Source organism: Glaciecola petra (genome assembly GCF_031846345.1).
Classification (GTDB): Bacteria; Pseudomonadota; Gammaproteobacteria; order Enterobacterales; family Alteromonadaceae; genus Glaciecola; species Glaciecola petra.
This window is the reverse complement of the sequence record NZ_JAVRHX010000002.1, coordinates 254,331-281,303: the sequence shown is the minus strand read 5'-3', so window position 1 is coordinate 281,303 and position 26,973 is coordinate 254,331. Positions and strand designations below refer to the sequence as shown.

Annotated in this window: 24 protein-coding genes; 14 read left to right on the top strand and 10 right to left on the bottom strand. The window is 39.8% G+C overall.

Features of this window, described 5'->3' with window-relative positions:
• Nucleotides 1-36: 36 nt before the first annotated feature.
• Together RM552_RS09115 and RM552_RS09110 are read right to left on the bottom strand one after the other, a co-directional pair.
• Nucleotides 37-1,695 (bottom strand): tetratricopeptide repeat-containing diguanylate cyclase, encoded by a 1,659-nt coding sequence (locus tag RM552_RS09115; RefSeq protein WP_311368518.1) that lies wholly within the window; start codon nt 1,693-1,695, stop codon nt 37-39.
• A gap of 249 nt (nt 1,696-1,944) precedes the next feature.
• Complete coding sequence (locus RM552_RS09110; protein ID WP_311368517.1) at nt 1,945-2,208, bottom strand: hypothetical protein; 264 nt, start codon at nt 2,206-2,208, stop codon at nt 1,945-1,947.
• 176 nt (nt 2,209-2,384) lie between these two features.
• On the opposite strand from RM552_RS09110, the gene RM552_RS09105 reads away from it, so the two are divergent.
• A complete protein-coding gene (locus tag RM552_RS09105; protein WP_311368516.1) occupies nt 2,385-3,908 on the top strand; it encodes an ATP-binding protein in 1,524 nt (507 codons plus the stop codon).
• Nucleotides 3,909-3,912: 4 nt separating this feature from the next.
• A complete protein-coding gene (locus RM552_RS09100) occupies nt 3,913-4,599 on the top strand; it encodes a response regulator (RefSeq protein WP_311368515.1) in 687 nt (228 codons plus the stop codon).
• Nucleotides 4,600-4,619: 20 nt separating this feature from the next.
• On the opposite strand, the gene RM552_RS09095 is transcribed toward RM552_RS09100, so the two are convergent.
• From RM552_RS09095 to RM552_RS09085, 3 genes are all read right to left on the bottom strand, one after another.
• On the bottom strand, nt 4,620-6,242 hold the full coding sequence (locus tag RM552_RS09095; protein ID WP_311368514.1) for a glycoside hydrolase family 43 protein: 1,623 nt from the start codon (nt 6,240-6,242) through the stop codon (nt 4,620-4,622).
• 186 nt (nt 6,243-6,428) lie between these two features.
• Nucleotides 6,429-6,695 (bottom strand): hypothetical protein, encoded by a 267-nt coding sequence (locus tag RM552_RS09090; protein ID WP_311368513.1) that lies wholly within the window; start codon nt 6,693-6,695, stop codon nt 6,429-6,431.
• A gap of 298 nt (nt 6,696-6,993) precedes the next feature.
• Complete coding sequence (locus RM552_RS09085; protein WP_311368512.1) at nt 6,994-7,599, bottom strand: DUF4136 domain-containing protein; 606 nt, start codon at nt 7,597-7,599, stop codon at nt 6,994-6,996.
• Between the two features lie 294 nt (nt 7,600-7,893).
• Between RM552_RS09085 and RM552_RS09080 the strand changes: the two genes are divergently transcribed.
• The 3 genes from RM552_RS09080 to RM552_RS09070 are packed head-to-tail and all read left to right on the top strand — an operon-like array spanning nt 7,894 to nt 11,135.
• A complete protein-coding gene (locus RM552_RS09080; RefSeq protein WP_311368511.1) occupies nt 7,894-9,723 on the top strand; it encodes a vWA domain-containing protein in 1,830 nt (609 codons plus the stop codon).
• A gap of 27 nt (nt 9,724-9,750) precedes the next feature.
• On the top strand, nt 9,751-10,380 hold the full coding sequence (locus RM552_RS09075) for a sigma-70 family RNA polymerase sigma factor (protein WP_311368510.1): 630 nt from the start codon (nt 9,751-9,753) through the stop codon (nt 10,378-10,380).
• On the top strand, nt 10,377-11,135 hold the full coding sequence (locus RM552_RS09070; RefSeq protein WP_311368509.1) for a hypothetical protein: 759 nt from the start codon (nt 10,377-10,379) through the stop codon (nt 11,133-11,135). Before RM552_RS09075 ends, RM552_RS09070 begins: the two co-directional genes overlap by 4 nt.
• 37 nt (nt 11,136-11,172) lie before the next feature.
• Here the strand turns inward: RM552_RS09070 and RM552_RS09065 are convergent, their stop codons facing one another.
• On the bottom strand, nt 11,173-11,427 hold the full coding sequence (locus RM552_RS09065) for a hypothetical protein (RefSeq protein WP_311368508.1): 255 nt from the start codon (nt 11,425-11,427) through the stop codon (nt 11,173-11,175).
• Between the two features lie 500 nt (nt 11,428-11,927).
• Between RM552_RS09065 and RM552_RS09060 the strand changes: the two genes are divergently transcribed.
• The gene (locus RM552_RS09060) at nt 11,928-12,677 is read left to right on the top strand and encodes a hypothetical protein (protein WP_311368507.1); all 750 of its coding nucleotides are present in this window, start codon (nt 11,928-11,930) and stop codon (nt 12,675-12,677) included.
• On the opposite strand, the gene yjjG is transcribed toward RM552_RS09060, so the two are convergent.
• Nucleotides 12,657-13,337 (bottom strand): pyrimidine 5'-nucleotidase, encoded by a 681-nt coding sequence (gene yjjG / locus RM552_RS09055; protein ID WP_311368506.1) that lies wholly within the window; start codon nt 13,335-13,337, stop codon nt 12,657-12,659. The genes RM552_RS09060 and yjjG overlap by 21 nt on opposite strands.
• Nucleotides 13,338-13,582: 245 nt before the next feature.
• Between yjjG and RM552_RS09050 the strand changes: the two genes are divergently transcribed.
• From RM552_RS09050 to RM552_RS09025, 6 genes are read left to right on the top strand one after another with little or no spacing between them, the layout of a single operon-like run.
• Nucleotides 13,583-16,372, top strand: a complete 2,790-nt coding sequence (locus RM552_RS09050; protein ID WP_311368505.1) for a monovalent cation/H+ antiporter subunit A — start codon at nt 13,583-13,585, stop codon at nt 16,370-16,372.
• On the top strand, nt 16,372-16,737 hold the full coding sequence (locus RM552_RS09045) for a Na+/H+ antiporter subunit C (protein WP_311368504.1): 366 nt from the start codon (nt 16,372-16,374) through the stop codon (nt 16,735-16,737). Before RM552_RS09050 ends, RM552_RS09045 begins: the two co-directional genes overlap by 1 nt.
• Entirely contained in the window at nt 16,734-18,260 is a 1,527-nt protein-coding gene (locus tag RM552_RS09040; protein ID WP_311368503.1) for a monovalent cation/H+ antiporter subunit D, read from the top strand. The genes RM552_RS09045 and RM552_RS09040 overlap by 4 nt, the downstream gene beginning before the upstream one ends.
• Nucleotides 18,261-18,262: 2 nt before the next feature.
• Nucleotides 18,263-18,757 (top strand): Na+/H+ antiporter subunit E, encoded by a 495-nt coding sequence (locus RM552_RS09035; RefSeq protein WP_311368502.1) that lies wholly within the window; start codon nt 18,263-18,265, stop codon nt 18,755-18,757.
• Nucleotides 18,751-19,020: a K+/H+ antiporter subunit F gene (locus tag RM552_RS09030; RefSeq protein ID WP_311368501.1), complete on the top strand. Its 270-nt coding sequence runs from the start codon at nt 18,751-18,753 to the stop codon at nt 19,018-19,020. The genes RM552_RS09035 and RM552_RS09030 overlap by 7 nt, the downstream gene beginning before the upstream one ends.
• Nucleotides 19,021-19,029: 9 nt before the next feature.
• A complete protein-coding gene (locus RM552_RS09025) occupies nt 19,030-19,413 on the top strand; it encodes a Na+/H+ antiporter subunit G (protein ID WP_311368500.1) in 384 nt (127 codons plus the stop codon).
• A gap of 28 nt (nt 19,414-19,441) precedes the next feature.
• On the opposite strand, the gene RM552_RS09020 is transcribed toward RM552_RS09025, so the two are convergent.
• Nucleotides 19,442-20,131, bottom strand: coding sequence for a hypothetical protein (locus RM552_RS09020; RefSeq protein ID WP_311368499.1), 690 nt, complete (start codon nt 20,129-20,131; stop codon nt 19,442-19,444).
• Nucleotides 20,132-20,453: 322 nt separating this feature from the next.
• Between RM552_RS09020 and RM552_RS09015 the strand changes: the two genes are divergently transcribed.
• Nucleotides 20,454-22,526: a S9 family peptidase gene (locus RM552_RS09015; RefSeq protein ID WP_311368498.1), complete on the top strand. Its 2,073-nt coding sequence runs from the start codon at nt 20,454-20,456 to the stop codon at nt 22,524-22,526.
• A gap of 148 nt (nt 22,527-22,674) precedes the next feature.
• Nucleotides 22,675-24,381: a bifunctional ornithine lipid synthase OlsF gene (gene olsF / locus RM552_RS09010; protein WP_311368497.1), complete on the top strand. Its 1,707-nt coding sequence runs from the start codon at nt 22,675-22,677 to the stop codon at nt 24,379-24,381.
• A 65-nt stretch (nt 24,382-24,446) separates the two neighbouring features.
• Here the strand turns inward: olsF and RM552_RS09005 are convergent, their stop codons facing one another.
• Together RM552_RS09005 and RM552_RS09000 are read right to left on the bottom strand one after the other, a co-directional pair.
• The gene (locus RM552_RS09005; protein WP_311368496.1) at nt 24,447-25,673 is read right to left on the bottom strand and encodes an alginate export family protein; all 1,227 of its coding nucleotides are present in this window, start codon (nt 25,671-25,673) and stop codon (nt 24,447-24,449) included.
• Nucleotides 25,674-25,779: 106 nt separating this feature from the next.
• On the bottom strand, nt 25,780-26,688 hold the full coding sequence (locus RM552_RS09000; RefSeq protein ID WP_311368495.1) for a type IV pili methyl-accepting chemotaxis transducer N-terminal domain-containing protein: 909 nt from the start codon (nt 26,686-26,688) through the stop codon (nt 25,780-25,782).
• Nucleotides 26,689-26,973 lie beyond the last annotated feature (285 nt).

Below are 26,973 nucleotides of genomic sequence, written 5' to 3'. Positions count from 1 at the left end.
CCGAGATAATCATCTAATATGCTTAACAATAGTACATTATTTATTAAGCACTGATACCGTATTCTTACCTTTGGTTTTTGATTCGTAAAGGGCTTTGTCTGCGTTATCAAATATATTATCAAAATCGTAGCCAACGAGCTCTGAGCCAGATATTCCAAAACTTGCCGTCAATTTGAAATCAAATTCCTCACTAACAGCGGCGCGTTCAATTTCTGTACGACAAGCTTCTGCAACCGCTACAGCTTTCTGTATAGTGCAGTCAGATAACATAATACCAAACTCCTCACCACCAAGACGCCCAATTAAGTCGTCTTTTCGACAAACGATTTTTGCGGCATTAGCAGCGCTTTTTAGGGCAACATCGCCGACTCTATGCCCATAAGTATCGTTAATTTTTTTAAAATCATCTAAATCAAACATAATAAAACTAACGGGTCGATTATCTTTAGCATTACGTGTGCTTATGTCGATAGAATAATCTGTGAAGTAATGCCGGTTGGCAATATCAGTTAATCCATCTATCCTCGAAATTTTTTGTAATTTCTGGTAGTTACTGCGGCTTTTGTAAATCCAATAAGCAGCCGAAAGCAGCAAGACAAGTATTAATATATAGATTAAATTCTGATTTTGTTCAGATTGTTCGTCTAACATTACATTTGCTTTCAAAAGCGAGTTTTCCTTATCGAGTAAGGCTATCTTGTTCGACTTTTCAACACTTTCTTGTTTTGCTCTTTGTACAGAGAACAATTTTGCGTTTTCACGGTTTAGTACAAATGATTTAGCCTCTGAATATTTTTTATAGTACTCAAGGGCTCGGCGATAATCTCCATCACTTACCGCAACTTTAGACAGTGTTTCGTAGGCCGAAGTTGAAGCATTTGAATACAGCCCCCTATCAAGGTTTTCTAGAACCTTTTCGGCATGAAATTTTGCCTTGTCAAACTCTTCATAATTCAAATAAACGATGCTCAGCATTTGGTGAAACTCGTCGCTAAGTGGCTTGTAATCTACATTAATTGCAAAATCTAAATGCTTAGATAGGAGCGAAAAGGCTTTATTAACCTGTTCGGTTTTTAAGTAGTAAAAGGCAAGCTCTTGATAAGTACCAAGTTGCAGAATAGGTTCGTTTAATTCTTCACACCGTGTGAGTAATTCGGTAAATATCTCTTCGTTCAGACTCTTATAATCAGCTTCATTTACCGCACTTATCCAATGCATCTTGATCATGCAAGAAAACCGTAAGCTGTAATCGCCCTCTAGTAAAGGTTGAATATAGGCTACAACAGATTCAGTTTCTTCAATGGCAGTATAAAAGTTCACTGCGGCCATGTGACCGTGTTCTTCGGCTTCTATACTTGAAACCTTTTGAATATTGTCGCTTAGATATTCTAAGGCTTTAAAGCCTTTTGCCCACTTTTGTGTGCCACCGTACAAATTGGCCAACGATGCATAAGCAGCAAACTGTTGATCAAAATCACTTGCTTCGACCACCAGTCGTTCAAATGCTGTTATTGACCAAGCAATATCACCCGTAATATACAAAAGGTATGCATGAATATAATCGAATCGATCACGGTCTATTCCTTTTAGGTCGTCACGATTTACCGACTTTATTATCCTTTGGGCCTCTTTTGGATTGGCGCTTCTTAGCTCATAAGCTTTTTCTATAATCGCCCCATAAGCACTTGACGTCATGTCACGATCTGAAGCCATGGCAGAAGTAAAAAACAAGCAACAAAAACACAACATCCATAAGATGTTGCGTGTGTCTTTCGTTTTATTTACAAACCCGCATTCTAACAAATGCAATTCACTCTATAAATTTCAGTTGGTTACCTATCAGTTAACGGCAAGTACCACAAAAATATGAGCCTGATAAGCCTAAAATCATACTGTAAATTTGTCTTACCGGATAAAATAATCCGGTACACCTTAATTTATAGTTTACTCCCGGTCTTCTTTGGGTCTTTTTTCTGGCCTTGCGACTAATTCCTCTTCCAATATTATGCAGGTTGCATTGATTAAATCGCCTCTTGGGGTTTCGATGGTGACTATTTCCCCTTCTTCTTTATTAACACATGCCTCATATGCTTCTTTAGGTGGCTTTCTCTTTTCATGTGGACGTGGGCCTTCAAAGGCATATACGTTTAGGGTAAAAGCTAAACTAACAACACTAATTAATGTTGTTTTACTCAATAATTGTTTCATTTTCCATCTCCGAAAAAGTTAGTTTGATTCCCAAATATGCTTTTTACTCCTAAAGCGGTAGGGACGAAAAAATATTAGCAGGCAAATATGCAGAACTTGCGCAAATTGTATGAAGATTACCGTTAATTGTTAAACAGCTGTAGTCGCACAGAAAATGCGAGCATATAATGCCTATTATGAAGCTTTCTAAAAAACTATTTTTATCCTTACTCAGCCTGACATCAATTGTTTTGCTTGCCACACTATTGCTAGCACGCTGGAGTTTTGAACAAGGGTTTTTAAAATTTTTAGATGCTCAAGAACAAGAACGACTAGCACGTTTAGCAGGTAATGTTACTCAGCAATACGCGCAAGCAGGCGAAAGTTGGGGAAATTTAGCCGAAACATCTCTCTTACAATACATTGGTGGCCCCTCAAAACAGGCAGAAAACAGTGCCCCAAGAAGCGGGCCTGGAGCACGTTCTGAAAGACCTAGGCCACCACCTGGAGCTAGGCCGCCAGGACCAAATTCGCCTAGGCGCCCACCGCCAGGAGCTAGAATACCAACGGATAGACCGCCACCGGAAGTTATGAGAGGGCCAGGAAGTCCTATAAGCACGGTACTAGTTGATCAGGAAGGCCAAACCTTGGCGCAACTCAATTATACTCAAGTGGAAGACGGCACACATATACACACTCACGATATTGTTTATAGAGGTGAAGTGATAGGCCAATTGCAAAGCTGGAATAATAGTAAATTTGGCTCTGATATAGCTGAAGAGTTTTCACAACAACAACTAGTGACAGGCTTGATTATTGGCCTATTCAGCCTTTTATTTACCGTTATCTTGGCATTATATTGGTCAAAGTCACTCTTGAAACCTATCTCTAAAATTGTACAAGGCTTGAATAATCTTACATCAGGCATTTATGGTAAACAGCTAAGTCATTCTCGAAAGGACGAACTAGGACAGGTATTAAACGATCTAAATAAATTAGCAAAGGTCTTGGAAAATACTCGCGCGGCGAAAAACCGTTGGTTTGCAGACATTTCACATGAACTTCGTACACCATTAACTATCATCATTGGTGAATTAGAAGCATTAAAAGCGGGAGTTAGAAAATTAGACCCTAGTCAGCTAGTTTCTCTTGAAGACGAAGCTTTAGTGTTAAAAAGGCTAATTGATGATTTATACCAGTTATCTGTTTCTGACATTGGTGCGCTTCGGTATCAATTTGAAGCACTAGACATCTCTTCCATGTGCGAAAAAATCGCAAGACAACTTGAGCAAAGCGGCGCTAATAAAAATATTGAGGTACAAGCCAACATACAACATAAGATTTTGATTAACGGTGACAAAGAAAGAATCAACCAATTATTAACTAACCTAAGCTCCAATTCTATGTCCTATACTAATCCACAAGGGAAAATAATTTGCCAATTAATACAAAGCGACAATACTGTAATATTTACGATTGAAGACTCGGCACCCGGCGCCAGTGACCAAGAATGCCGACAGTTATTTGATCCCTTATTTAGAATGGACGCCGCTCGAACGAAAAACGCCAGTGGCGCTGGGTTGGGGCTAGCGATAAGTCAAAAAATTGTGGAAGCACATCATGGTAAAATTGAGGCAAAAAGTTCAGTATTGGGAGGCATAAAGGTGAGTATTTCTTTGCCAATCTATCATTCTCAGCATACAAAGCATGTAGGTAATTAATAGAATGGAAACAAGCAAAAAAATCCTCGTCGTTGAAGACGAAGTAAAAATAGCAAACTTACTTAATGACTTTTTGAGTGCAAGCAACTTTGAAGTGAAAATGCTTCACGATGGCGCTTCAGTAATTGAGGCAATAGAGGAGCTTGAACCTGACTTTGTGATACTCGATGTTATGCTGCCAAATAAAGACGGCCTAACGTTATGCAAAGAAATAAGAACATTTTCAAATGTTCCAATTATGATGCTAACCGCCCGCGTTGATGAAATTGATCGTCTAATGGGTTTAGGACTCGGTGCCGACGATTATGTATGCAAACCATTTTCAGTGAGGGAGGTGGTTGCCAGAGTGAATGCAATTCTAAAACGTACGCAAAGTCTAGATACCAATACTGAGGAACTTCACTATAAAGGCTTGGTGCTAGATGCTCAAAAATATAGCTGTTTTGTTAATCAAAAAGCGATTGAATTAACCCCAGTAGAATTTAGATTATTGCAGACTTTACTCGCCAAACCTGGGAATGTTTTTTCACGCGAAAAACTCATGGAAAATAGCTACACAGACTCACGCATTGTCAGCAACCGGACCATCGACAGCCATATGAAGAACTTACGTAGCAAAATTAATCAGCAGCTCGCGTCTGAAGACGAATTGATCCACACTATTTATGGCGTTGGTTACAAAATAGAGTAATACATTAAAACAAGGCGAGCTTATTCTTCGATATACTCAAAATAATCAAAGTCAGCATGCAATTGCTGGCCTGAAACATCTTGGCAAGCCATTCCCACAAAGCCACCGGTAAAATTAGTGCCTTCACCACCACCAGCTTCATCAGAAATAACCGTATAATCCAGATGCACAGGCAGTGTTTGCCAAGATATTTCATCGGTAGAAAATAAAAATATCAGTGAATGGTGATCAACTTTTGCTTTAAGGTAGACCGTACCCGTTTTAGGTAAAACAAAACGTATATCGGTTTTACTAGGATCAAGCTGGCCCTCTCTTAACGGGAATGTAAGGGTCTGGTCTCTATTCCCTAAACAACTCATAATATCGACAAATCGCTGCCCCTCATCATCAATAGATACATAGCAATAATGAAATTTATAACTATTGTAGTAACAAGTTAAACCTGCACTTTGTTGAAAGTTATTTGGTTCAAAATCCATTGCTATTTGAGCAGTAAAAACAAAGGCTTGCTGCCTACGCGCAACAAGAGCTTGCTCATAAAGAGAACCGATAGACTGAAGACCCGTTAAGCGCAAATAACCTTTGCGTGTTTCTAAACTCATGAATTTTTCTGGGTAGGGTGTGCGTAACCATTGAAATTCAATAGGCAAGTTGTTGCTGTCAAAATCGTTGCGTGCATTGATTTGCGGCCAAGGATGCTCTGGTACTTCAGGGGGCTCGACCTGCATTTTTGGCAAACCATCGGTTTCAGCATTTTCTAATCTAAGCCAATTATCATCCGTCCAGTATGTTTTTTGTAAGCCTGTTTCGCGGCCCAATGGACATCTGCGCTCTCCCAACAGAGGTCGCCCACATAAGTGTACCAAGTAATATTCACCCTTGGCGGTTTCAAAAATATCGCCATGGCCTGTTCGTTGTAAGCCCAAATGCTGATTATCTTTGGCGGTTAATAGGTAGCCATATGGATCCAACTCATAAGGCCCATCAATATTTTTTGAGCGAGCCATAGTCATCGCGTGAGTGTAAAATGTACCGCCCTCTGCAGTTAATAAATAATAATAACCATTACGCTTATATAGATGAGGGGCCTCTGTGCATGCAAGTTTGCTACCCGCAAAAATATTCTTAATCTCTCCAATTAATTTTTGTTGCACAGGGCAATATTCTTGCAGCAGTATGCCACCAAAAAAATTGTGCTTATGTCGATGATCCCACACCATGTTCACAAACCATTTTTTACCATCATCATCATGGAATAATGACGGGTCAAAACCGCTTGAATTCATATAAATTGGGTCACTCCACTTACCATCAATAGTCTCGCAAGTAGTGAGGTAATTATGCGCATCTTTAAAATTACCATCAAACCGTTTTACGTCGGTATAAATTAGATGAAACAAACCATCTGAGTAGGTCAAACAAGGTGCCCAAATACCACACGAATCAGGCTCTCCTCGCATATCGAGCAAAGCTGCTCTATTGAGTGGCCGACTTATCAAGCGCCAGTTTGTTAAATCTTTTGAATGATGAATTTGTACACCGGGATACCATTCAAAGGTAGAGGTGGCAATATAATAATCATCGCCCACTACACAGATACTAGGGTCGGGGTTAAAACCTTTTAAAATTGGGTTCTGGATCATAAATCTGTTTTGATAGCCTATCTATATTCCTGATATGCTACCTCATCCACAGTGAATTACCCACCTTATATTCACTTGAACTCTCAATAAGAATTCATCGATTTGCGCTACATAATTTTTAGATTTCAGGTAAATTAGGCTATTTAAGATGAACGCAAAGAGCAGAAATAATTCCGTAAATACGTTTTATTTTAAGTTAGTAATTTTCTGATTTAAGTCATACTTTTTGTCAGTAACAATGGCTTCGAGAACTTCAATTCTAGTATTCTGATCCTTGATATGACGCAATACCGCATCTTCCACAGCATTTTTTAAATTAACATTTTGCACCTTCAAAGCTTCTACTTCTAATTCTTTCATTTTTCGTTGATTGCCAGTAATAATGATCATGACCAAAAAGCCTATACCGGCGAGCACTGCAACTGTTAAAAAACCCCATAAATCGATATTCATCTTTTTTCCTTATCCATTTCTACTAAACGTTAATATTAAAAATACTTACTCTATGCAGTTTCAAGTTAAACATAGTCGTTAAATATCTATTCTATCTACTTGGTTTAGCAATTTGAATGCCAAATGTATAAGTCATTAAATTCAACAACTTACATTTCAACTTGTTTTCGAAATTGTGCTATAGACAACTTTATCGTGGTTTAAACCACTATTTCGCCGCGCATACTATTCAGAGGAACTCTTAGCTAATAGAGACAATGTCAGATTATCTGCAACAACGGCTTCAAAACGCTTACTTTTATTTTTCGGGTGGAAAAAATTCCATTAGTCTGTGTACCGCTTTTTTCATATTGTTCTTTGCTTTATTGACATCAACTAGGCGGTTCGGTGAGCCACTATTTGCATCTGTTTCAAACTCTTTTTCTGCGACTCCTCGCCAAAAAACCGTATTGTTGTTTGGGTCGATAAAGTCAACCACCACTGTGCCCCTGCCTGATACTTCTGCGTTTGTGTCGTATCCTCCAGTTTTTACCGGATCTCTTTTTAATCCATCGCTTCTGTTCCATTTGAATGCCAAACCGGTGCCTTCGTATGTTTGAAAAGTTTCCAGATTAACATCCGTTGTCGCTTTAATTTCATAGCTTATAAAGAAGTCTACGGGTCCTTGGTCTTTCTGTTGGTAACCCTTGGTGGAAAGAGACTCATTTAAGTTTGATACAAATGCAGAAGACAACTCTGGAAACGCGCTCTTAGCGCTGTTGTTCTTCCATCTGTAGGTCTTTAAATTATCAAAATCAACTTGTTTGTAACCGAATTGATAGCTGATAGGGGCACTACTAGAACAAGATGCCAAGCTGAGAATAAAACCAAAGCATATTAATAAACGTGTATTGACTGAGCTCACTGTATTTTTCTTCTTTGTCTTTCTTAGAGGTGCCGATAAATATATGCGCAAAGAACCTACAAAACAACTGCCTAATGGCGTTTTGTTTTCTTTTATTTTACTTACAACCGCATGAGAGGAAAATACTACACCTCCACTAGGCGTGAACTTGCTTGTCGAAAAAATAATCTAAAAATAAAAACCCCTTTTTGTAAACTCATCCGTCAATAAGGTATGTCTAGTTAGTTTTTACTCTAGCTCATTTTACTTAAGCCATTTAAATGGCCGAGCCTAATTTACAAAAGGATTATATTTATGCCTACAAATACCCTAAAACTTAGCCTACTTAGTTTAACCATACTCACCGTATTTTCTTGTGCAGGACCAATTCAAGAAAGTGAGCAAGCCAAAAAAGAACAATCAGCGGCGCAACATGAGTCACTAGCTGAGACTGAATTGATTGAACTCGATAAAGTGGAAGCGCCTAAGAACAGATCGTTAAAAGACGAATCGTTAGCGAAGCAAGCACATGTTCAAAATCTGGCAATGACCAGCCATGCTATGAGAATACGAACACCAATAATGGACCATATAGGCCCTATACCGAATACTGAAAATTACCAAGATATTGAAGAAAATGGTGTGCATATTGTGAGTGAAAACCCCTTGTCGACCTTTTCAGTGGATGTGGATACCGGCAGTTATACCAATTCTCGCCGCCTACTTAATCAAGGCTATTTACCGCCAGAAGACGCCGTAAGAGTAGAAGAATTTATCAACTATTTTGACTATGCGTACCCAAGCCCAACAGTAACTGAAACTCCTTTTAGTGTTAATACAGCTATATCGGTCGCACCTTGGAATAAAGAGCGCCACATATTACGTATTGGGCTAAAAGGCTATGAGCCAGAGCTTAAGGCTAACATAGGCCGAAACTTAGTTTTTTTGTTGGATGTCTCTGGCTCAATGAACCAGGCGAATAAATTGCCTTTGCTTAAACGTTCTCTGACGATGCTAACAAATCAACTCAATGAAAAAGACAGTGTATCTATTGTCGTGTATGCGGGGGCGTCGGGCGTTGTACTTGAACCTACTAAGGGTAACAATAAAATAGCTATCACGGCCGCTTTAAATAAATTAAGTGCTGGTGGTTCTACAAATGGTGCTTCGGGTATTCAACTCGCTTATCGGCTTGCCGAACAAGCCTTTGTTGAAAAAGGCGTTAACCGAGTGATATTGGCCACCGACGGCGATTTTAATGTAGGTATGACTGACCAAAATGCCTTAATTAAATTAATAGAGACTAAGCGAGAAAAAGGCATTGCATTAACTACCTTAGGATTTGGACAAGGTAACTACAATGACTATTTAATGGAGCAGCTAGCCGACGCTGGCAATGGCAATTACGCATATATCGACACTATTAACGAAGCACGAAAAGTACTAGTAGATGAACTACAATCGACCATGCAAATTATTGCCAAAGACGTAAAAATACAAGTCGAATTTAACCCTAATCAGGTGGCTGAGTATCGATTAATCGGTTACGAAAACCGTAAGCTAGCTAAAGAAGATTTTAATAATGATAAAGTTGATGCAGGTGATATAGGAGCTGGTCATAGTGTAACAGCACTATATGAACTTACCCTGCTCGATAGCAAAGAAAAGTTTAATGATGAGCTACGTTATCAAACATCAACTGCACAAACTGAAACTACCCAGCTAAACCAAGAATTGGCATTTATTAAATTGAGGTTTAAACAACCGCAAGAAAGTAAAAGTGACTTGATTGAACAAAGCATAGGCCGTCAACAAATCACGACTTTTGCAGAACAAACGCCTGATTTTAAATTTGCTACTGCGGTTGCAGGTTTTGCACAATTGATGAAAAAGAGTAAATATGTACAAGATATCGATTATCAATGGATTACTGAAACTGCACAGCAGGCAAAAGGAAACGATGAGTATGGCTACCGTAGTGAATTTATTCAATTAGTTCGCAACGCCAATGAACTTAGCGAATACAGTGCTGTCGACTCTAGCGATGATGATTCTAGCGCAGTTGAATCTAGAAGCATCGAAAATTTAAAAGTTAACAAGCGAAACTTAAAAGCGCTTACGCTAGTGCATCAAAATAAGTCTTGAGGGCCATATAAGGATGTCGTTAACACAATGAAGATTGAAAAAGCGAGCGACAATAGTTTATTGTCGCAATACTTAGACGGTGACTATAGCGCTTTTGAAGTGCTTTATACACGCCATAAAGGCGGGGTATACCGATACTTATTGCGACAACTGCATAATGAAGTCTTAACTGAAGACATTTTTCAAGACGTTTGGAGTAGAGTAATTACGCAAGCTGATAGCTTCAATGCCAATTCTCGTTTTTCAACCTGGTTATATACAATTGCTCGGCATAAATTGATTGACCATATACGTCATGTAAAAGTGGTTGACACTATCATTGAAACCCCTAAAAACGAGCAAGGGACCGAATCCACAGTGGAAGCTGCGAAGGTATCAACGACACCCGAAGCGATTCATCAACAGAATCAACAATGGCAAGCTATAGATTTGTGTTTACAAAAGCTGCCTACGCACCAGCTAGATTGCTTTTTGCTTCGGGAGGAATCTGGTTTGGCTCTGTCAGATATTGCCATTATTGTAAATGCTGGACTTGAGGCAACAAAAAGCAGACTACGTTCGGCCTATAGTAATCTGAAACTATGCCTAGAAAAGCGTATTGATGTGTCTGACATTATTACGCGAGGAGAAAAGTACACGAGGAGGGAAGCTCCATGAATAAGCAAAACCCACCCAATAGTAGCAATGAGAAAGCAAACATAGATGAAGAAGCGCTGTCCTTTGTTAGCCAACAATATCAAAATAGTGACCTACCTGAGCCATCGTTAGCCATTGACGCTGCTATTTTACAGCAGGCTAAAACCGAATTATTTGCAAAAAATAAGGCCTCGCAAACGGCGCGTCTAACCAAGTGGCGACATTGGCAGTTTGGTGGCTCAATAGCAGCTTCTGTTGCCATTGTGGTGTTAGTTTTAAGCTTTTCGGATGAGCCTGCAAATCAAGATATTGAAAAGTATGCAAGTGCACCTTTTAGTGCCCCATCAACAAACATAGAGCGTTCATCGGAAACGGAAGAACTTAATGAACCCTCATCAAACGAAGCGATTTTCGACATGGCGCAACTAACAAAAGAAGCAGACAAAAAAGCAATGGCGATGAAAAGCAAGAGATTGAATATTGCTCGAGCACGTCAAACGCAATCCAGTGCCTCTGATTTACTTGCCCAACTAGTCAATATGCAAGCACAACTTGGGTTAACGCATCAGCAAATAATGAGCATGACATTTGATAAGCTAGATCTAGGTGAAATTGATGAATTTAAAGCCAACATCGAACAATATAAACAAACTCAAGACTTACTGTTTATAACCCTTAGCGAAAGTAAAGCTAACAACAAACAGACTAGTTTCAATGCACAATACAAGGCAGTCATGTCTGCCGAAAAATGGCAAGCACTGCATGCAGAGCCTTAGCTAAATTACGATTTGATGTTACGCCACACAGCAGTGTTTAGGCTTTGGTATCGATGGACATTCTATTTTTACTATGGCGTCGATCTCTTCCAGAACGCGTGTCTAGCAATATTTTTTCATTACGTTGACGGCGGTCTTCACCATCGCGTTTTTCGGGTGCATCTACAACATGTATTACTTCTTGCTTGGTTGTATCTTGGTTTGCTTTTGCCTTGTCTAAAGTTACCGCTGCACGTTTTGCAGGTTTCGTTTTTTGCGTATTTGCAGTCGAAATATGAGCAGGAATATACATACTCATTCTCCTTTTGATCTAGTAATCTCAGTTCGAAAAAGACGGAAACGGGCGTATGTTTACGTTCTATTCCAAGTTCAGGATTATTATATTTTAGCGATTTTTTTCAAAAAAATACACTGTCCCGTCATCTGTAACGGCAGACCATCTTCTTTCTTTAGCGTTTTTTTGCACTTTTTAAAAAAATGGCTATTGGCATTCAAAGATTGAATTGTGCCTATTGTGATTTCTATCGAGAAACCTAAGGCTGGTTTGAAAAAACGTTTTACACTGGTTATTGAGAGAGAAGACCATCTAAAAGGCCGGAAATATAAGTAAGAAAAAACGAAAACTAAGTATTTACACTCATAAGAAAAATTTATGGGTGTGATAATGTGACGGAATAAAGAGTTAAGCTATATAGAGTTAGCACTGTCCACTTTAAATCATAGTTAATGCGTCAGAACATTTGCTATGACTATAGGCTTTTTCATTAATACAACATCATAAAGGAGCAATTTATGCTAGCTAAGAATAGATTGATAACTACCCTTGTCATGCTTACAACTTTAATCAGTCTCTCGGCTAATGCTGCAATAACCTACGAACTAAATGCCTTCTCTCGAGGATGTTTTAACGGTCAATCTGAGGTTTGTAGTGGCTCTGGCACCCCAAACGGAATATTTTATACTGGTGAAGGTTCATCAGTTTTCGAAGGTGAAATACGCAGGTCATATTTTGCTTTTGATCTCAGCGGTTTAGTTGGCAACGTTATTTCAGGGGAAATTTTCATCGAGATTGACTCCACTTTTGGTTATCGCGGCGACGACCTGTTCGAAAGTGTCGCATTTTACTCAATCTCCGATAGCAGTATGGATCAACTTATTAATGGCACTTTCTTTGAAGGCTCTGGCTTTTATTCCGACTTGGGTACAGGTATTAATTTGGGCGGGCCAACGGTAACGCCAGCAGATGCAAATAGTGGTTCAATCACACATGTTATGGGCCCGCAGTGGATTTCTGCCCTAAACGCTGACATTGGTGGAAATTTTGGGTTTGGTGGGCGGCTTTTTACAACAACGCTAAATGGGGATCAAGAAGGTCTTTTCGCAGGTTCAGGTAGTGAAGCGTTCACGTTGAGAATTACTACAGATGGGGTTCGTTCAGTGCCACTTCCTACGGGATTATCGTTTTTGATGGGTGCATTTTTAGTAATTAACCTTTTGAGTATATCCCGAAGAAAAAAGCACTTATTCTGCATTAAGCAATAATGTTTGCAGTTGGTGCAAATGAGTTATGTGATATGTCGGTTGAATATCATCAAACAAAGGCACATTAGGATGCTGCAGCCAACAGGTGTCAATACCAGCATTTTGCCCGCCAACAATATCACTGCTCAAAGTATCACCTACCATTAATATTTTGCTTTTATCGGGATTACCTAATATATCGAAGGCGTGCTCAAAAATTGCGACATTTGGCTTTGGCACACCAAATTCCTCTGAAATAACCAAACAAGCAAAACGTCCTTCGAGCCCAGTATGCTCAATCCGCTTGTGCTGCATACGCGCCAATCCATTAGTAATAATACCCAGTGTCGCCTTGCCTTTAAGTACATTGAGTAAATCAATTGCCCCGGGTAAAGGTTCGCAAATCTCCACCATGGTATCTAAAAACTCGTCATTTAATTGCTGGGGCGACACACCTACCTGCTTAGCTAAAGCAACAAAACGCTCAACTTGTAAGTGTTCGGCATCAATTTCGTGCTGCTGATAACGTAGCCAAAGTGCTTTGTTGTATTTTTGATAAATATCAAAATCATCTTGCGTAAACGGGGTATCGTAACGAGCCATTAAACGTTTTATCCCAGCAAAATTGTCAAAACTAAATAGCGTTTCGTCGGCATCAAATAAGATGTATTGATATTTCATTTAGGTGTGAACCCCTTAAGGCTTATTACAACTTCATATCTTAGGGCAAGATTGTAAATTTGTTCCCTCACATAAGCAAACAAGTTGGCATAAAACTCCCTGCCTTCTACAATTGATAATAAGTAGATCCCTTGCTAACTGAAAACCGTAAGGATTACTGGATCTTAAGTCCCTATTCGCATATAAAGTGAATGCGAATTAAGTGCTCAATTAATACCTAAAAATAATCGGAGAAGTCTTTCACGATGAGCTTGTTTTGGATAACGGCAATATTACTACTTGGTGTATTGGTGCCGGTTTTGACTGAACGTTTTGGCCGAACCACTACCACTATCTGTACTATGTTTGCTCCCGCTGTTGCACTCACTTATATATTGACTTTACTACCCGAAGTATTATCGGGTGGAGTTGTTATTGAATACCTTGAATGGATCCCAACAATTGGGCTTTCACTTTCAATGAGGTTAGACGGTCTCTCGCTTATTTTTGCGCTGCTTATTTTGGGCATTGGCTTATTGATTATTTTATATGCGCGCTACTACTTATCGGAAAAGGAAGCTGTTGGTCGCTTTTTTGCTTATCTGATTTTATTTATGACAGCGATGCTGTCGATTGTGCTCTCTAACAACGTACTACAACTTTGGATGGCGTGGGAAGTCACTAGCATTAGTTCTTTTTTACTGATTAGTTTTTGGTCTGCTAAAACGGAGTCTCGTAAAGGTGCGCGAATGGCACTCACCGTGACCGGCGCGGGCGGGTTAGCATTGCTCGCAGGCTTGTTATTAGTGGGTGATATAGTGGGCAGCTATGAGCTTAGTGTGATTTTAGCCAGCGGTGATCTTATTAGAGAGCATGCTCTATATCCTGTCGCTCTCATCCTGATACTGCTTGGTGCTTTTACAAAGTCTGCACAGTTTCCCTTTCATTTTTGGTTGCCACATGCCATGGCAGCACCCACTCCAGTAAGTGCTTATTTACATTCTGCAACAATGGTAAAAGCCGGCATATTTTTACTCGCACGCATGTATCCGGTACTTTCTGGAACCGAAATGTGGTTCCTAATAGTAAGTATGACCGGCCTAATCACACTGTTGATAGGCGCTTATGTCGCTTTGTTTAAGCACGACTTAAAAGGTTTATTGGCGTATTCTACAATCAGTCATTTAGGACTTATCACATTACTTTTAGGGCTTGATACTAAACTCGCGGCCGTCGCTGCGATCTTTCATATTATGAACCACGCTGTTTTCAAGGCCTCATTATTTATGGCTGCAGGGATAATTGACCATGAATCGGGTACACGTGACATGCGAAAACTCAATGGTTTGTGGCGATTTATGCCCTATACAGCAACCTTGGCGATGGTAGCCGCCGCGTCGATGGCAGGTGTACCGTTGTTCAATGGTTTTTTGTCAAAAGAAATGTTTTTAGCCGAGACCCTACATTCTTCTGCCCTTGGGTTTTTGTCATGGGTAATACCGGTGCTTGCCACACTTGCAGGTATATTTGCTGTTGCTTATTCAATGCGTTTTATTCACGATGTGTTTTTTAATGGTGAACCAATAGACCTCCCTAAAACACCTCACGAACCGCCTCGTTATATGAAGATCCCAATCGAGATATTGGTGGTGCTTTGTTTGTTAGTGGGGATGTTCCCTGAATTTTTAATAGGCAATTTATTATCATCGGCGGCATCTTCGGTAATAGTGGGTGAGCTGCCCTATTACAGCTTAGCCATTTGGCATGGGTTTAATTTTCCCTTACTGATGAGTGTAGTAGCAATTTGTGGTGGTTTACTTGTTTATACCTATCGGAGACATTTATTTAAGTTCCAAGCTAGATTCAAGGACTCTGATGAAAAACTTGTATTCGAACAAACTATTCAGCGTTTGGTTAACAAAGCAACCGCAATACATGAGTACTTTAATAATGGGTCTTTGCAACGTTATGTAGCATGCATGTTAGTATTTGCAATAACCATTACTGCCGTACCTCTGTTAAATCTCAATACTGTCAAACGACATCTGCCTGACCAAGCTATAAGCGGTGTTGAAATTACCGCAGCCATTATTCTTTGTTTAAGTGCTGTTGCCACTGTTATTTACCATCGAAAACGAATGTTAGCACTTGTTACCATTTCGGTTGTTGGGCTGATTACGTCTATTGCATTTGCTCGTTTCTCTGCACCCGACCTTGCTTTAACGCAATTGTCGGTAGAAGTAGTAACAGTCATACTATTGATGCTTGCTTTATATTTTTTACCACAAAAAACCGCTTCTGAGTCTGCACCATCGCGCGTTGTTAGAGATTTGGCCATTGCTGCTGGGGTCGCAGGGCTAGTAGCCACTATAAATTACGCTTTTATTACGCAACCTCTAGATACTATCTCAGAGTTTTTCCTTGCCAATAGCAAAACAGGTGGTGGCGGCACTAATGCCGTTAACGTTATTTTGGTAGATTTTAGAGGGCTTGATACCTTAGGCGAGATATTAGTACTTGGCATCGCCGCTTTGGGTATCTTCAAATTACTCTCACGCGTGCGCCTGTCTATGTCCTCTGCAAATGAAAATGGACTGCCATGGTCTGAAGACAGCCATCCACCTATTTTAACTATGATTTCTCAAAGCTTACTGCCCCTAGCTTTATTGGTATCTTTCTACATTTTCTTGCGTGGTCATAATATGCCTGGTGGTGGTTTTATAGCTGGGCTGATAACTTCTGTCGCGCTTATTCAGCAATACATTGCCCATGGTGTTGATTGGGTTAAACCTCGAATTAAAGTGGACTATCAAGTCTTAATTGCTTTAGGCGTGTTGATAGCCGCTTTGACTGGAGTTGGTTCATGGTTCTTTGACCGACCTTTTATGACCACATGGTTTGACTATTTTGATATCCCCTTTATTGGCGAAATAGAATTAGCAAGTGCGCTTATATTTGATTTAGGGGTATACCTGACCGTGGTAGGAGCCACCCTACTGATTTTAGCGAACTTAGGTAAACTAACCTCTGTTCATCGCCCAACTGCGGAGGAATAATGGAAACTGTATATGTAATATGTGTAGGTGTTTTAACCTTTTGCGGCGTGTTTTTATGTCTGCGTGGACGCACATTTTCTGTTGTATTAGGGCTAACTATGCTCTCTTATGCAGTTAACTTATTCTTATTCTCAAGTGGACGTTTAAGCTTAAACGGAGCTGCTATTTTAGGCATGGCTGATGAATACGCTGACCCTCTCCCCCAAGCACTTACATTAACCGCAATCGTTATTGGGTTTGCTATGATTGCATTTGTTGTCATTTTAGCCATACGAGCACGCGCCGATTTAGGTAACGATTTTGTAGATGGTAGAGAACCTCCCGACACCGATAAATTAGTGAAAAAGGAAGAGGAAAAGGCATGACTGTACACTTAGCAATCTTGCCGATTTTAATTCCTATGCTGGGTGGCTTGTTGATGATGCTTCCGCCTTTTGCCGGTACCACTAAATACCAATATAGAAGAATGTTCTCATTGTTCTTAATGTTGGCTCAATTAGCTTGTGGTGTTGTGTTAATGACAAGTGTAGTGACGAATGGAGCTATTATGTACGCGGTGGGCGATTGGCAACCCCCATTTGGTATTATTCTTTATGTTGACCAGCTTTCTGCAATGCTAGTTGCCTTGGGCAGTTTTTTGGGCTTAGGCGTGACTCTATACTCTTTTGGTGGAAGCGATCTTGAAGGCAAATATTTTCATTCCTTGATTCAATTCCAGTTATTGGGCATCTACGGTGCGTTTTTAACCAATGATTTATTCAACTTATTTGTTTTCTTTGAAGTACTACTAATTGCTTCTTACACACTATTGATACACGGTGGTGGCAAGCAAAAAACAGCCGCTAATGTACACTACGTTATTCTAAACCTTATCGGCTCTAGCTTATTTTTATTTGCATTGGGTACCTTATATGGCATAACAGGTACACTTAACATTGCCGATATGGCTATGCGATTAGGTGAGCTTTCGCACAGCGATTTGCTAATAGCACAAGCCGGTGGCGCACTTATGTTAATTGTTTTTGGCTTAAAATCAGCGATGTTACCGCTGCATTTTTGGCTACCACAAACTTACTCGGTTGCAAGCGCACCAATTGCCGCACTTTTTGCAATAATGACCAAAGTAGGTGTTTATTGTATTTTCCGCGTCTACACCGTGATTTATGGAGACCAAGCAGGTGAACTGGCAAACGTTTTCCGAGACTGGATATGGGTATTTGCCATATTGGGAGTCGCTGCTGGCACTATCGGTGCATTAGCAAGCACCAATCTTCGCATGCTAATCGGTAATTTGGTTATTGTGTCGGTAGGGACTTTGTTGATCGCTTTTGCTTTAGGCACGCCACAAGCTGCTGCGGCAGGATTTGTTTATTTAATTCATAGTACACTCGTGACTGCCGCTTTGTTCTTAGTCGCAGATATGCTCAGTCAGCAACGAGGTAAAGCACTAGACTATTTTGTTATTGCTCGAAAAATTAAACAACAATCGTTATTAGGAATTATCTTTATTGTGGCAGCCATGTCGGTAGCTGGTTTGCCGCCATTTTCTGGCTTTTTGGGTAAATTAGTCATTCTGCAGTCGGTGACACAAAACGACCAACGATTATGGGTATGGACGGTTATTTTACTGTCTAGCTTAATCACCATTGTTGCCTTATCTAGGGCAGGTACCACCTTATTTTGGCGGTCAGCTCAAGGTAACGATAGTGATGAAAATGTTCATGTATCGCGCTGGCAGCTCTGTGGAGCGTTTATGCTATTGGGCGCCTCACCAATACTTACAATATTTGGTGCTAGCGTTATTGAATATGCAAACGGTGCTGCTATGCAACTGCATGATATCAATTACTTAATTGACATTATGAACCTAAATGAAGAGGCAAAATAAGCATGCTATCACGTTTATTCCCTATGCCATCACATAGCCTACTGCTATTAATAGTGTGGCTAATGCTAAACTCCACCATGAGTTTAGGTCATATTCTGTTAGGCAGTATACTAGCGGTTGTTATACCTTTAATATGTGCTCCTTTAAGAATTCCTCAGCCTAAAATAAAACACCCAATAAAAGCCATCATTTATGTGTTTGTAGTACTAAAAGATATTGTTGTCGCCAACCTTGAAGTCGCCTTTTTAGTAGTAGGCCCATTGCGTAAAATAAAACCGGGCTTTGTGGCGGTACCCTTGGATTTAACCGACACTCTACCCATAACAGTATTGGCCAGCACGGTCACCATGACACCGGGAACGGTAAGCGGTGAGCTGTCAACGGATAAAAAATGGTTATATGTACATGTATTAGATATGCCTGACAATGAACAAGAAGTGATTGATTTAATCAAGCAACGTTATGAGTCACGTGTTAAGGAGATTTTTGGATGCTAGATATTGCTGTTGTGATAGTAGCAGTAATGCTGTGTATTGCCCTGGTGCTTAATTTGTGGCGCCTATTAATTGGCCCGCATATTATTGACCGTATTTTAGCCCTCGATACCATGTACATAAATAGTATTGCACTAATATTGCTATATGGTATTTTCAATAAATCCCCCTTGTACTTTGAAGCAGCGCTACTTATCGCAATGCTCGGGTTTGTCAGTAGCGTAGCCTTTGCGAAATATTTGTTACGTGGCGATATCATTGAATAGGAGATGTCCATGAGTTTTACAGCAGAACTAATTATATCGATATTCCTAATATTAGGCGGCGTGTTTGTTTTGGTCGGCTCAATCGGCTTGTTGCGCTTACAAGATTTATACGTGCGTCTGCATGCCCCGACTAAAGCTACTACCTTAGGCCTCGGTGGTATTTTGATTGGTTCAATGATCTATATGTACCACAAACAGGGGTTCTTGAGCATTAACGAGCTATTGATCACACTATTTTTAGTTATTACCGCACCTGTGACCGCACACATTTTAGCCAAAGCCGCTATGCATAATCGCGTAAAAATGATGGACCGCACACGTAATCAGCATTTAGTAGAAAGTGCTCGAATGCAGTTGCCACCGGCTGAAGGCAAAACTAAATCGAGTGACTAAAACGCTCTATTGTGAGTGTTGGAAAAAGTTAGTTAACTAACTCAACATCAACTGGCAATGTCTCGACTAATTCCTTCACTGCAGTTTTAGGTTCAATCGAATTAACACTTTCAAGCGGCAAAACCAGTGCTCTTTTAGCTTGATGATTGTACAAAAATACATAATTCATAGAAGTACCAAGCAGCGAATATTCATCGGTACTTCCTTTTGTAGCTTCAGCATCGATAAAAACTAAATCATGCTTTTCATCAAGAATCAATTTAGCTTTATTCTTAGAGTGAATATTAATAAAGGTATAAAAATAAACAGCGAGGACAAGAAAGGTCATCCACCAAAATGAACGAGCACCTGATACCCCAACAAAAAGAGGAATAATACGAAGAAAACCTTTCTCAAATTTGTTGTCTAGCCAAGCACTTAATGGCGCCTGAACATAAGCTACAATCCATACAAATAAGGCCATAGAAAACGCACCAAGTACCATCAACATTACCATTGGGTCCTTAATGCCTGCAACAAGAATATCGGTTATTTCTAGATAGATAGTAACTTCTAAGGCAAAATACGAATAGAAGGTAATAAGATAAATAAAACCAGCTATTGCGGTGGTTGCGTAAACGACAAATATTAATAAGCCAGGATGAGTAGTCGCGAAACTGAATAAATTGGCCATTTTTAATTTCGGTCGATATTTTTCTATTTCAAGTTTTCCGGACATTGGGAGATAATTTCCAAATAATAAAACGGCATGGCGCAACCTTTATAGATTCCACTTTGAGCATCAATAATACCAATCTAACAAGAGACCGCAACGTCTATCGTTTTTACGCGGCAACTTGTTTAGTTCATCATCAAATTCCACCTAAAATTTAAATAATAAGCGTAAAATTCATTGTTCAGCTGATATGTGAATTTAAAATAAGAAAGTCGCGTATGAGCCAAAGTCTTTGAACACTGGTATTATTATGAAAGAAATTTAAAGTACACTTTACGCTGAACACAAATAAAAACTCTAAAGGCTTCTCATGAATAGGAAAAATATGAAATCGTCAAACTACTTAAGCATAGCGTTTTGCTGTGCCATGCTTGTTGTTAGTAGCTTTGCATTTGCAACTGACAAAACGGGTGATTCCGAATCGAAGAAAATTGATAATTCTCGATTTATGCCGGCGGATATTTTTGAACTAGAAGTCGCGACCGACCCACAAGTTTCACCAAGCGGTGAGACCATTGCTTATGTACGAAGAACTAACGACATAATGACCGACAGCACACGCAGCAGTATATGGCTAATTGATGTCGATTCTGGTGAGCACAAGCCGCTACTTTCTTCAAAACAAAACTATTCTTCACCGCGCTGGTCGCCCAAGGGTAAAAAAATAGCCTATGTTTCTGACCAAGACGGCAAAACGCAAATATATGTAAGATGGGTGGCTAGTGGCGAAAACGCCTTAGTTACTAACGTTGCCCATAGCCCATCTTCAATCGCATGGTCTAGAAACGGTAAACATCTTGCGTTTACTATGAATGTGAAGTCGAAAGAAAAGCCCTTCAAGGTAAGCATGCCAAACAAACCTAAAGGGGCAAAGTGGGCAGAATCGTTTCAATATATCACAAAAGCACGCTATCAAGCCGATGGTAGAGGGGTTCTAGAACCCTTATATACTCATATTTTTGTGGTGCCGGCTGAGGGTGGCACTGCTCGTCAATTGAGCTCGGGTAATTACCATCACAGAGGACCACTTTCGTGGGGCGCAACTAGTGAAAAAATCTATTTTTCGGCTAACCGAAGCGATGATTGGGAATATACTCCCGGTACTGCACATATATTTTCAGTAAGCTTAAATGGCGAAATAACTCAGCTTACAAGCGCGCCCGGCCGCCAAGCGTCGCCAGTAGTATCTCCTAATGGTCAGCTCATCGCCTATGCAAAAAACGATGACAAAAAGCTTGCTTACAGAAACCGATATCTACATGTAATGAACGTAGACGGTAGCAACGATATGAGTTTGTCAGCAGATATCGACAATAGGGTGAGTAATTTTCATTGGAACGACAATAAAGGCATTTATTACCAACAAATGCTGCGAGGCGAAACGCAAATTGACTATGTCACAATCGCCAGCAAGGGAGGAAAACACACTAATATAACTAAAGGACTTGGCGGTGAAACTCTTGGCAGACCCTATACCACCGGTTCATTTGACGTTGCTGACGGTGTATTTGCTTTTACTAAAGGACGTTTTGACCGCCCTGCAGATATTCATATGAAAAAAGGCCGAAAAGAACAACAACTCACATTTTTAAACAGCGATTTGTTTGATCATAAAGACCTCGGTTCAATAGAAGAAATTGTTTATAAATCATCTATAGATGATGAAGAAATACAAGGATGGTATTTATTACCCCCTGACTACGATGCCAGTAAAAAGTATCCCATGATTCTTGAGATACATGGCGGCCCACATTTAGCTTATGGTCCACAATTCTCATCCGAATTATTAAGAATGGCTGCACAAGGCTATGTGGTATTTTTTAATAATCACCGCGGCAGTACTGGTTATGGCGAACGCTTTGCGCTATTACTGCAAAATAAGTATTCGTCTAAATATGATTTTGCTGACCATATGTCAGGGGTGGATGCACTTATCGATAAAGGCATTGTTGACCCTGAAAAACTATATATTACCGGCGGCTCAGCGGGCGGTATTGCAACTGCATACGCTATTGGGCTTACCGATCGTTTTAAAGCAGCAGTTGTAGCCAAACCTGTGATTAATTGGCTATCAAAAGTACTCACTGCCGACAGCGGTTTATACCAAATACCTTATCAATTCCCGGGCATGCCATGGGATCATGTTGAACATTATTGGGAGCGTTCGCCCTTGTCTCTAGTAGGCAATGTGACGACGCCAACTATGTTGCTAACGGGTAGTGAAGACAAGCGAACGCCAATGTCTGAAACAGAGCAGTATTACCAAGCCTTAAAGCTACGTAAAATAGACGCCATATTGGTTAAAGTCCCGGGTGCTTCTCATGGTATAGCGTCTCGACCCTCTCGCCTGGTTGGAAAAATTGAAAACATATTAGCTTGGTTTGAGATGTATCCTTAAATTTAATTTACGCTAGTTACTTTGTTTACTGATGCAGTCCCTGCAAAGGGACGAGAGGATATTGTCACAAAACTTACTTTTAAATTAAACTTAATAGTCATAAAAAGAAACTACTCTTAGCCATTCGTTTCATTTGCTGGGGACTATTATGTTTTCTGTTTCTGACGTATTGGCCAAGTATTATCCGAACGTAGCCAAAAAACCTCTTTTGTCAAAAACGTTTACCTTTGTTTTGCGTCATTTGTTGCATGAGAAAGAGATGCAGGAGTTTGCTGAAAACTACCCACACCATCAAGGTACTGATTTTGTGGAGCAAGTTCTCGAATATTTTAATATAAGCTACTCGGCAAGAAATATAGAAAAAGAACGTATCCCCAGTGAGGGTAAACTCGTTATTATTGCTAACCATCCTATTGGTTCTTTAGATGCGCTCGCCCTAATTAAACTGATTAGCGAAGTTAGGACAGACACAAAAGTTGTGGCTAATGACATGCTAATGGCGTTACCGCCAATGCATGAAATGTTACTACCCGTCAACAATATGCATGGTGGCACGGCAAAACAAAACATAATCAATATTCAAACACATCTACAAGCTGAGGGAGTAGTAATTGTATTTCCAGCAGGAGAGGTTTCCCGACTGCGTCCACAAGGTGTAAGAGATACCAAGTGGCATAGCGGCTTCTTAAAAATCGCTAACCAATCCAAAGCACCGATTTTACCCATATTCATTGATGCTAAAAACTCCCCTCTTTTTTATGGCGTATCGATGTTATATAAGCCCTTGGCGACTATGTTATTGGTTAAAGAGATGTTTAAACAAAAACGTAAGCACATACCGATGCGAGTAGGGGAAGTGATTCCTTACGAATCATACACTGGCTTTAACATAAGCCGCACCCATAAAATCAAGCTATTCAAAAAGCATTTGTACCGTATTGGTCAAGATAAATCTGGTATTTTTAAAACCCAATCAGCCATTGCTGAACCAGAAAACCGAACGGCTTTATTCCATGCTTTAAAAGACGAATGTGTACACTTAGGAGAAACCTCCGATGGCAAAGCGATGTTTTTATATTCTGCTAAAGGACAAATATCGATTATTTTACGAGAAATAGGCCGACTTAGAGAAATTTCATTCCGTGCTGTTGGTGAAGGCACTAACAAACGTCGAGACTTAGACTCCTACGACCAAGATTATTACCATCTTATTTTATGGGATAGAGATGACTTAGAAATTGCTGGCGCTTACCGGTTTGGAGACGCAAAAACAATTATCAACAAAAAGTCTATTAAAGGCTTGTATTCAGCAAGTCTGTTTGATTATCAAGAGAATATGAAGCAATATTTTGAGCATGGACTAGAGCTAGGTAGAAGTTTTGTGCAGCCTAAATATTGGGGCAAACGCAGCCTTGATTATTTGTGGTTTGGGATTGGTGCATTTCTTAAACACCACCCTAATTTTCGTTATCTATTTGGTCCGGTTAGTATGAGCGACCATTATCCCAAAGCGGCAAAAAATTTATTAATCGCTTTTTATTTACTGTATTTTAAACAAAGCCAACCAACGGCAATTGCTAAACAAGCATATGTCTTACCCAAGGATTTTGAGCATCCATTTTCAGGCACCGACTACAAAGCTGATTTTATACAACTAAAACATCTTCTGTCGAATATGGGTATGGCAGTTCCCACCCTTTATAAACAATACACAGAGACTTATGAAGTTGGGGGTGTTCACTTTGCAGACTTTAATATCGATCCTACTTTTAATAATTGTGTGGATGGCTTAGTCATTGCCGACATAGACTTTTTAAAACCTAAAAAACGAGCGCGGTACATGCCCTCTAATTAAGAGGGCATGAGCCAAAGTCGACCTAACTAACTGCTAAGCCCTAGCGAGCCAGACTTAATATTCAATTAAAATTTGGTGCTGAGCCAGACCCATACTTTGTCTGCATCTACACGTCCACTTTCACCAGAATATGCGGCGTATTTTATGCCAAAAGCGTATTTTTTAGCAAAACTTGTTGTATATTGTAAATTAATTTCCGAACCTAAATCATCAACTGTTGAACTAGCATCGTCAGCGTTGAAACTGTGATATACAGCTAACCACTTTCCACCAAGCGCTTTTCCTGCAACAGAGAAACTAGTGTCAATTAAACCTTGGCTAGGTGTTCCCAAAAATTGGTCGCTCCAACCGTTAAATTTATGAAGGGTCGCCAGTGGTGTTGAAAAACCAAAATCGCCCTCATCTGAACCCAAGCTTTCGTAACCTACTTTCGCGGTTATACCAGAAATTGTCGTCCCGAGTTGCAAAAACAAATAGCTAGCACTAAAGTCAGTTGTGCTAGTTTCACTCGTTTGAGTAGCGTATTCAGCATGATATGAAATGGCAGAATCTTCTAGTTTAACGCTACCTTGAAAACTTGCTCCATAAGTATCTAAGCCGTTGGTCACACCGTTGTCTACTTCAAGTAAATACGCATAACCGGTCAACTTGCCCATTTCCGTTTTGTAAGAAACATTCATGAGGTGGTCTTTTGAGTCCAAATCAGCAAATTCACCAAAAATACGATTGCGTTGGTTAATGTAGCTGTAGTGCATACTCAACTCTTTAGAAGGCTTAAAGGTCACTGTAGCAGCATCAAACGTTTGTCTGTCTTGTCTCCAACCTACATGTCCAATGAATCTATGACCGTCTAATGTGATTACTTGTCTTCCAACTTTAACGGTAACATCGTCTTTCTTATACTGTATAAAGCCTTGGTCTAATTCGGTAAACTCAGGGTCTGCAATAACCGAATAAATACCCGGATTATAGCCAGCAGGACCAACTGTATAATCTCCTTGACCCAGAGCAATTCTATTATCTTCAAGTTCTACAACAAATGAAAAACCTTCGTAACTACCTGACTTATACCCAACGCGAGTTCTAAAGGTCATGGCATCGGCATCACGTGCCGCGTTATCTTGTTCAACGCCCTCGTAGCGTAATCTAAAATCGACCATTGCCTTACCATCTGCTAAGGCTTCGTGAATTGAATCAGCGCGTGAGTCAAACGATAGTAAACTGCTACTTAAACAGCAAACAGCCAACAAACCTGTTGGAATATTGATATGTTTTTTGAATGTGTTTTGCATAAATTTTCCTAGTGTATTTTCCTAGCATAAAAGGTGTTCAGCAAACTAGTAGTCAGCCAAATAGCCACCTTTTACATATATTGTGTTAAAAACTCGGCGCTTCGATTTATTTAGTTTGAGCTTCGTACATGCCAACTGCTTTGTTCATTTCTTTCAATAGAGGCAAATTGAGTGTTGCAACTTTTTGAATGCTTTCTGCTGAAATTTGGCTACCTTGACCAACCGCATCTTCAAACAGAGGTTTGATCTCTTGCCATAAATTTGAAACCTTATCGAGCTGACCAAGAATAGTTGCGTCGCTTGTTATTGGTAGTCCAAGACTTTCATCACCCGCTTTTAAGCCCTGCAATGTGCGCTCAAATAATGTGAAGGTTTCAAGTAAGTTCAGTTTGTTATCTGCTACCATGTGTTGGTGCGCCACCAAAAAAAACTCTTTGCTCATTTTCTGAGTAAGCATGCGTTGTTTGCCCGACAAATTGATAGTAGTAGCTAGTCCTGGATTTGCCTTAAGCCCGCCTTTTGCTGCCTCTTTTTCATAAGCACCAACCGCTCTATTCATCTGTTTAAGTAGCGGTAAATTTTGTTCAGCAATTTGTTCAATTTGACTTGGGTCAGCTGCTTTATTAGTAATTATTGATTTTACTATTGGGTAATAGGCGGCCCATAATGCATCGACTCTATCGAGTTGTTTCAAAATACGGGGGGAGCTTGTGGGAGGTAATTTCAAGCTCGCATCTCCACTGCGCAAGCCTTTTAAGGTTTTATCAAAAAGAGTTGCCGTATTCTCTAAATTCTTGAGGTTTTCAGCAGTATTTATCTCAAGTCCGATAAGTACCGCTTCTTTACTCATTTTTTGCGTAAGCATTCTTTGCTTACCTGATAGATTAATCACATTACCAAACTCTTCAGCAGTTTGAGCATGACTCATCGAAAAAGGGAGGACAAAAAGCAAGGTTATAAATGACCAAAATACAACACTAAAAGTGATTGGTTTTTGCGTGTTAAAATGTGACATTGGAATATTCTCTGTAAATATTAAGTACTTAAAAATACCTGAGTAAGTTAAAAAACTGTCAGCTTAGTAGAAGCCTGCCAACAATTTAAATAAGTGCTATCGGTTGAATCATTATTTTGCCGTCAACCCAGTTTCTTGATTAATAGGAGACTAGAATTTACGTGCATTAAGGTTATCGGAGCATACTTTGTGAACTTTAGTAAGAGTGAGAGAATAAACCGTGTTAATGCAGGTTATCAGCCTAAAAAAGTCAAAGAATAGGGCTAAATAATAAAAATATTATGC

Excerpts from the sequence above, each read along its gene's own strand:
- RM552_RS09115 (WP_311368518.1), bottom strand. The coding sequence starts at position 1,695 with ATGACGTCAAGTGCTTATGGGGCGATTATAGAAAAAGCTTATGAGCTA.
- RM552_RS09110 (WP_311368517.1), bottom strand. The coding sequence starts at position 2,208 with ATGAAACAATTATTGAGTAAAACAACATTAATTAGTGTTGTTAGTTTA.
- RM552_RS09105 (WP_311368516.1), top strand. The coding sequence starts at position 2,385 with ATGAAGCTTTCTAAAAAACTATTTTTATCCTTACTCAGCCTGACATCA.
- RM552_RS09100 (WP_311368515.1), top strand. The coding sequence starts at position 3,913 with ATGGAAACAAGCAAAAAAATCCTCGTCGTTGAAGACGAAGTAAAAATA.
- RM552_RS09095 (WP_311368514.1), bottom strand. The coding sequence starts at position 6,242 with ATGATCCAGAACCCAATTTTAAAAGGTTTTAACCCCGACCCTAGTATC.
- RM552_RS09090 (WP_311368513.1), bottom strand. The coding sequence starts at position 6,695 with ATGAATATCGATTTATGGGGTTTTTTAACAGTTGCAGTGCTCGCCGGT.
- RM552_RS09080 (WP_311368511.1), top strand. The coding sequence starts at position 7,894 with ATGCCTACAAATACCCTAAAACTTAGCCTACTTAGTTTAACCATACTC.
- RM552_RS09075 (WP_311368510.1), top strand. The coding sequence starts at position 9,751 with ATGAAGATTGAAAAAGCGAGCGACAATAGTTTATTGTCGCAATACTTA.
- RM552_RS09070 (WP_311368509.1), top strand. The coding sequence starts at position 10,377 with ATGAATAAGCAAAACCCACCCAATAGTAGCAATGAGAAAGCAAACATA.
- RM552_RS09065 (WP_311368508.1), bottom strand. The coding sequence starts at position 11,427 with ATGTATATTCCTGCTCATATTTCGACTGCAAATACGCAAAAAACGAAA.
- RM552_RS09060 (WP_311368507.1), top strand. The coding sequence starts at position 11,928 with ATGCTAGCTAAGAATAGATTGATAACTACCCTTGTCATGCTTACAACT.
- yjjG (WP_311368506.1), bottom strand. The coding sequence starts at position 13,337 with ATGAAATATCAATACATCTTATTTGATGCCGACGAAACGCTATTTAGT.
- RM552_RS09050 (WP_311368505.1), top strand. The coding sequence starts at position 13,583 with ATGAGCTTGTTTTGGATAACGGCAATATTACTACTTGGTGTATTGGTG.
- RM552_RS09045 (WP_311368504.1), top strand. The coding sequence starts at position 16,372 with ATGGAAACTGTATATGTAATATGTGTAGGTGTTTTAACCTTTTGCGGC.
- RM552_RS09040 (WP_311368503.1), top strand. The coding sequence starts at position 16,734 with ATGACTGTACACTTAGCAATCTTGCCGATTTTAATTCCTATGCTGGGT.
- RM552_RS09035 (WP_311368502.1), top strand. The coding sequence starts at position 18,263 with ATGCTATCACGTTTATTCCCTATGCCATCACATAGCCTACTGCTATTA.
- RM552_RS09030 (WP_311368501.1), top strand. The coding sequence starts at position 18,751 with ATGCTAGATATTGCTGTTGTGATAGTAGCAGTAATGCTGTGTATTGCC.
- RM552_RS09025 (WP_311368500.1), top strand. The coding sequence starts at position 19,030 with ATGAGTTTTACAGCAGAACTAATTATATCGATATTCCTAATATTAGGC.
- RM552_RS09020 (WP_311368499.1), bottom strand. The coding sequence starts at position 20,131 with ATGTCCGGAAAACTTGAAATAGAAAAATATCGACCGAAATTAAAAATG.
- RM552_RS09015 (WP_311368498.1), top strand. The coding sequence starts at position 20,454 with ATGAAATCGTCAAACTACTTAAGCATAGCGTTTTGCTGTGCCATGCTT.
- olsF (WP_311368497.1), top strand. The coding sequence starts at position 22,675 with ATGTTTTCTGTTTCTGACGTATTGGCCAAGTATTATCCGAACGTAGCC.
- RM552_RS09005 (WP_311368496.1), bottom strand. The coding sequence starts at position 25,673 with ATGCAAAACACATTCAAAAAACATATCAATATTCCAACAGGTTTGTTG.
- RM552_RS09000 (WP_311368495.1), bottom strand. The coding sequence starts at position 26,688 with ATGTCACATTTTAACACGCAAAAACCAATCACTTTTAGTGTTGTATTT.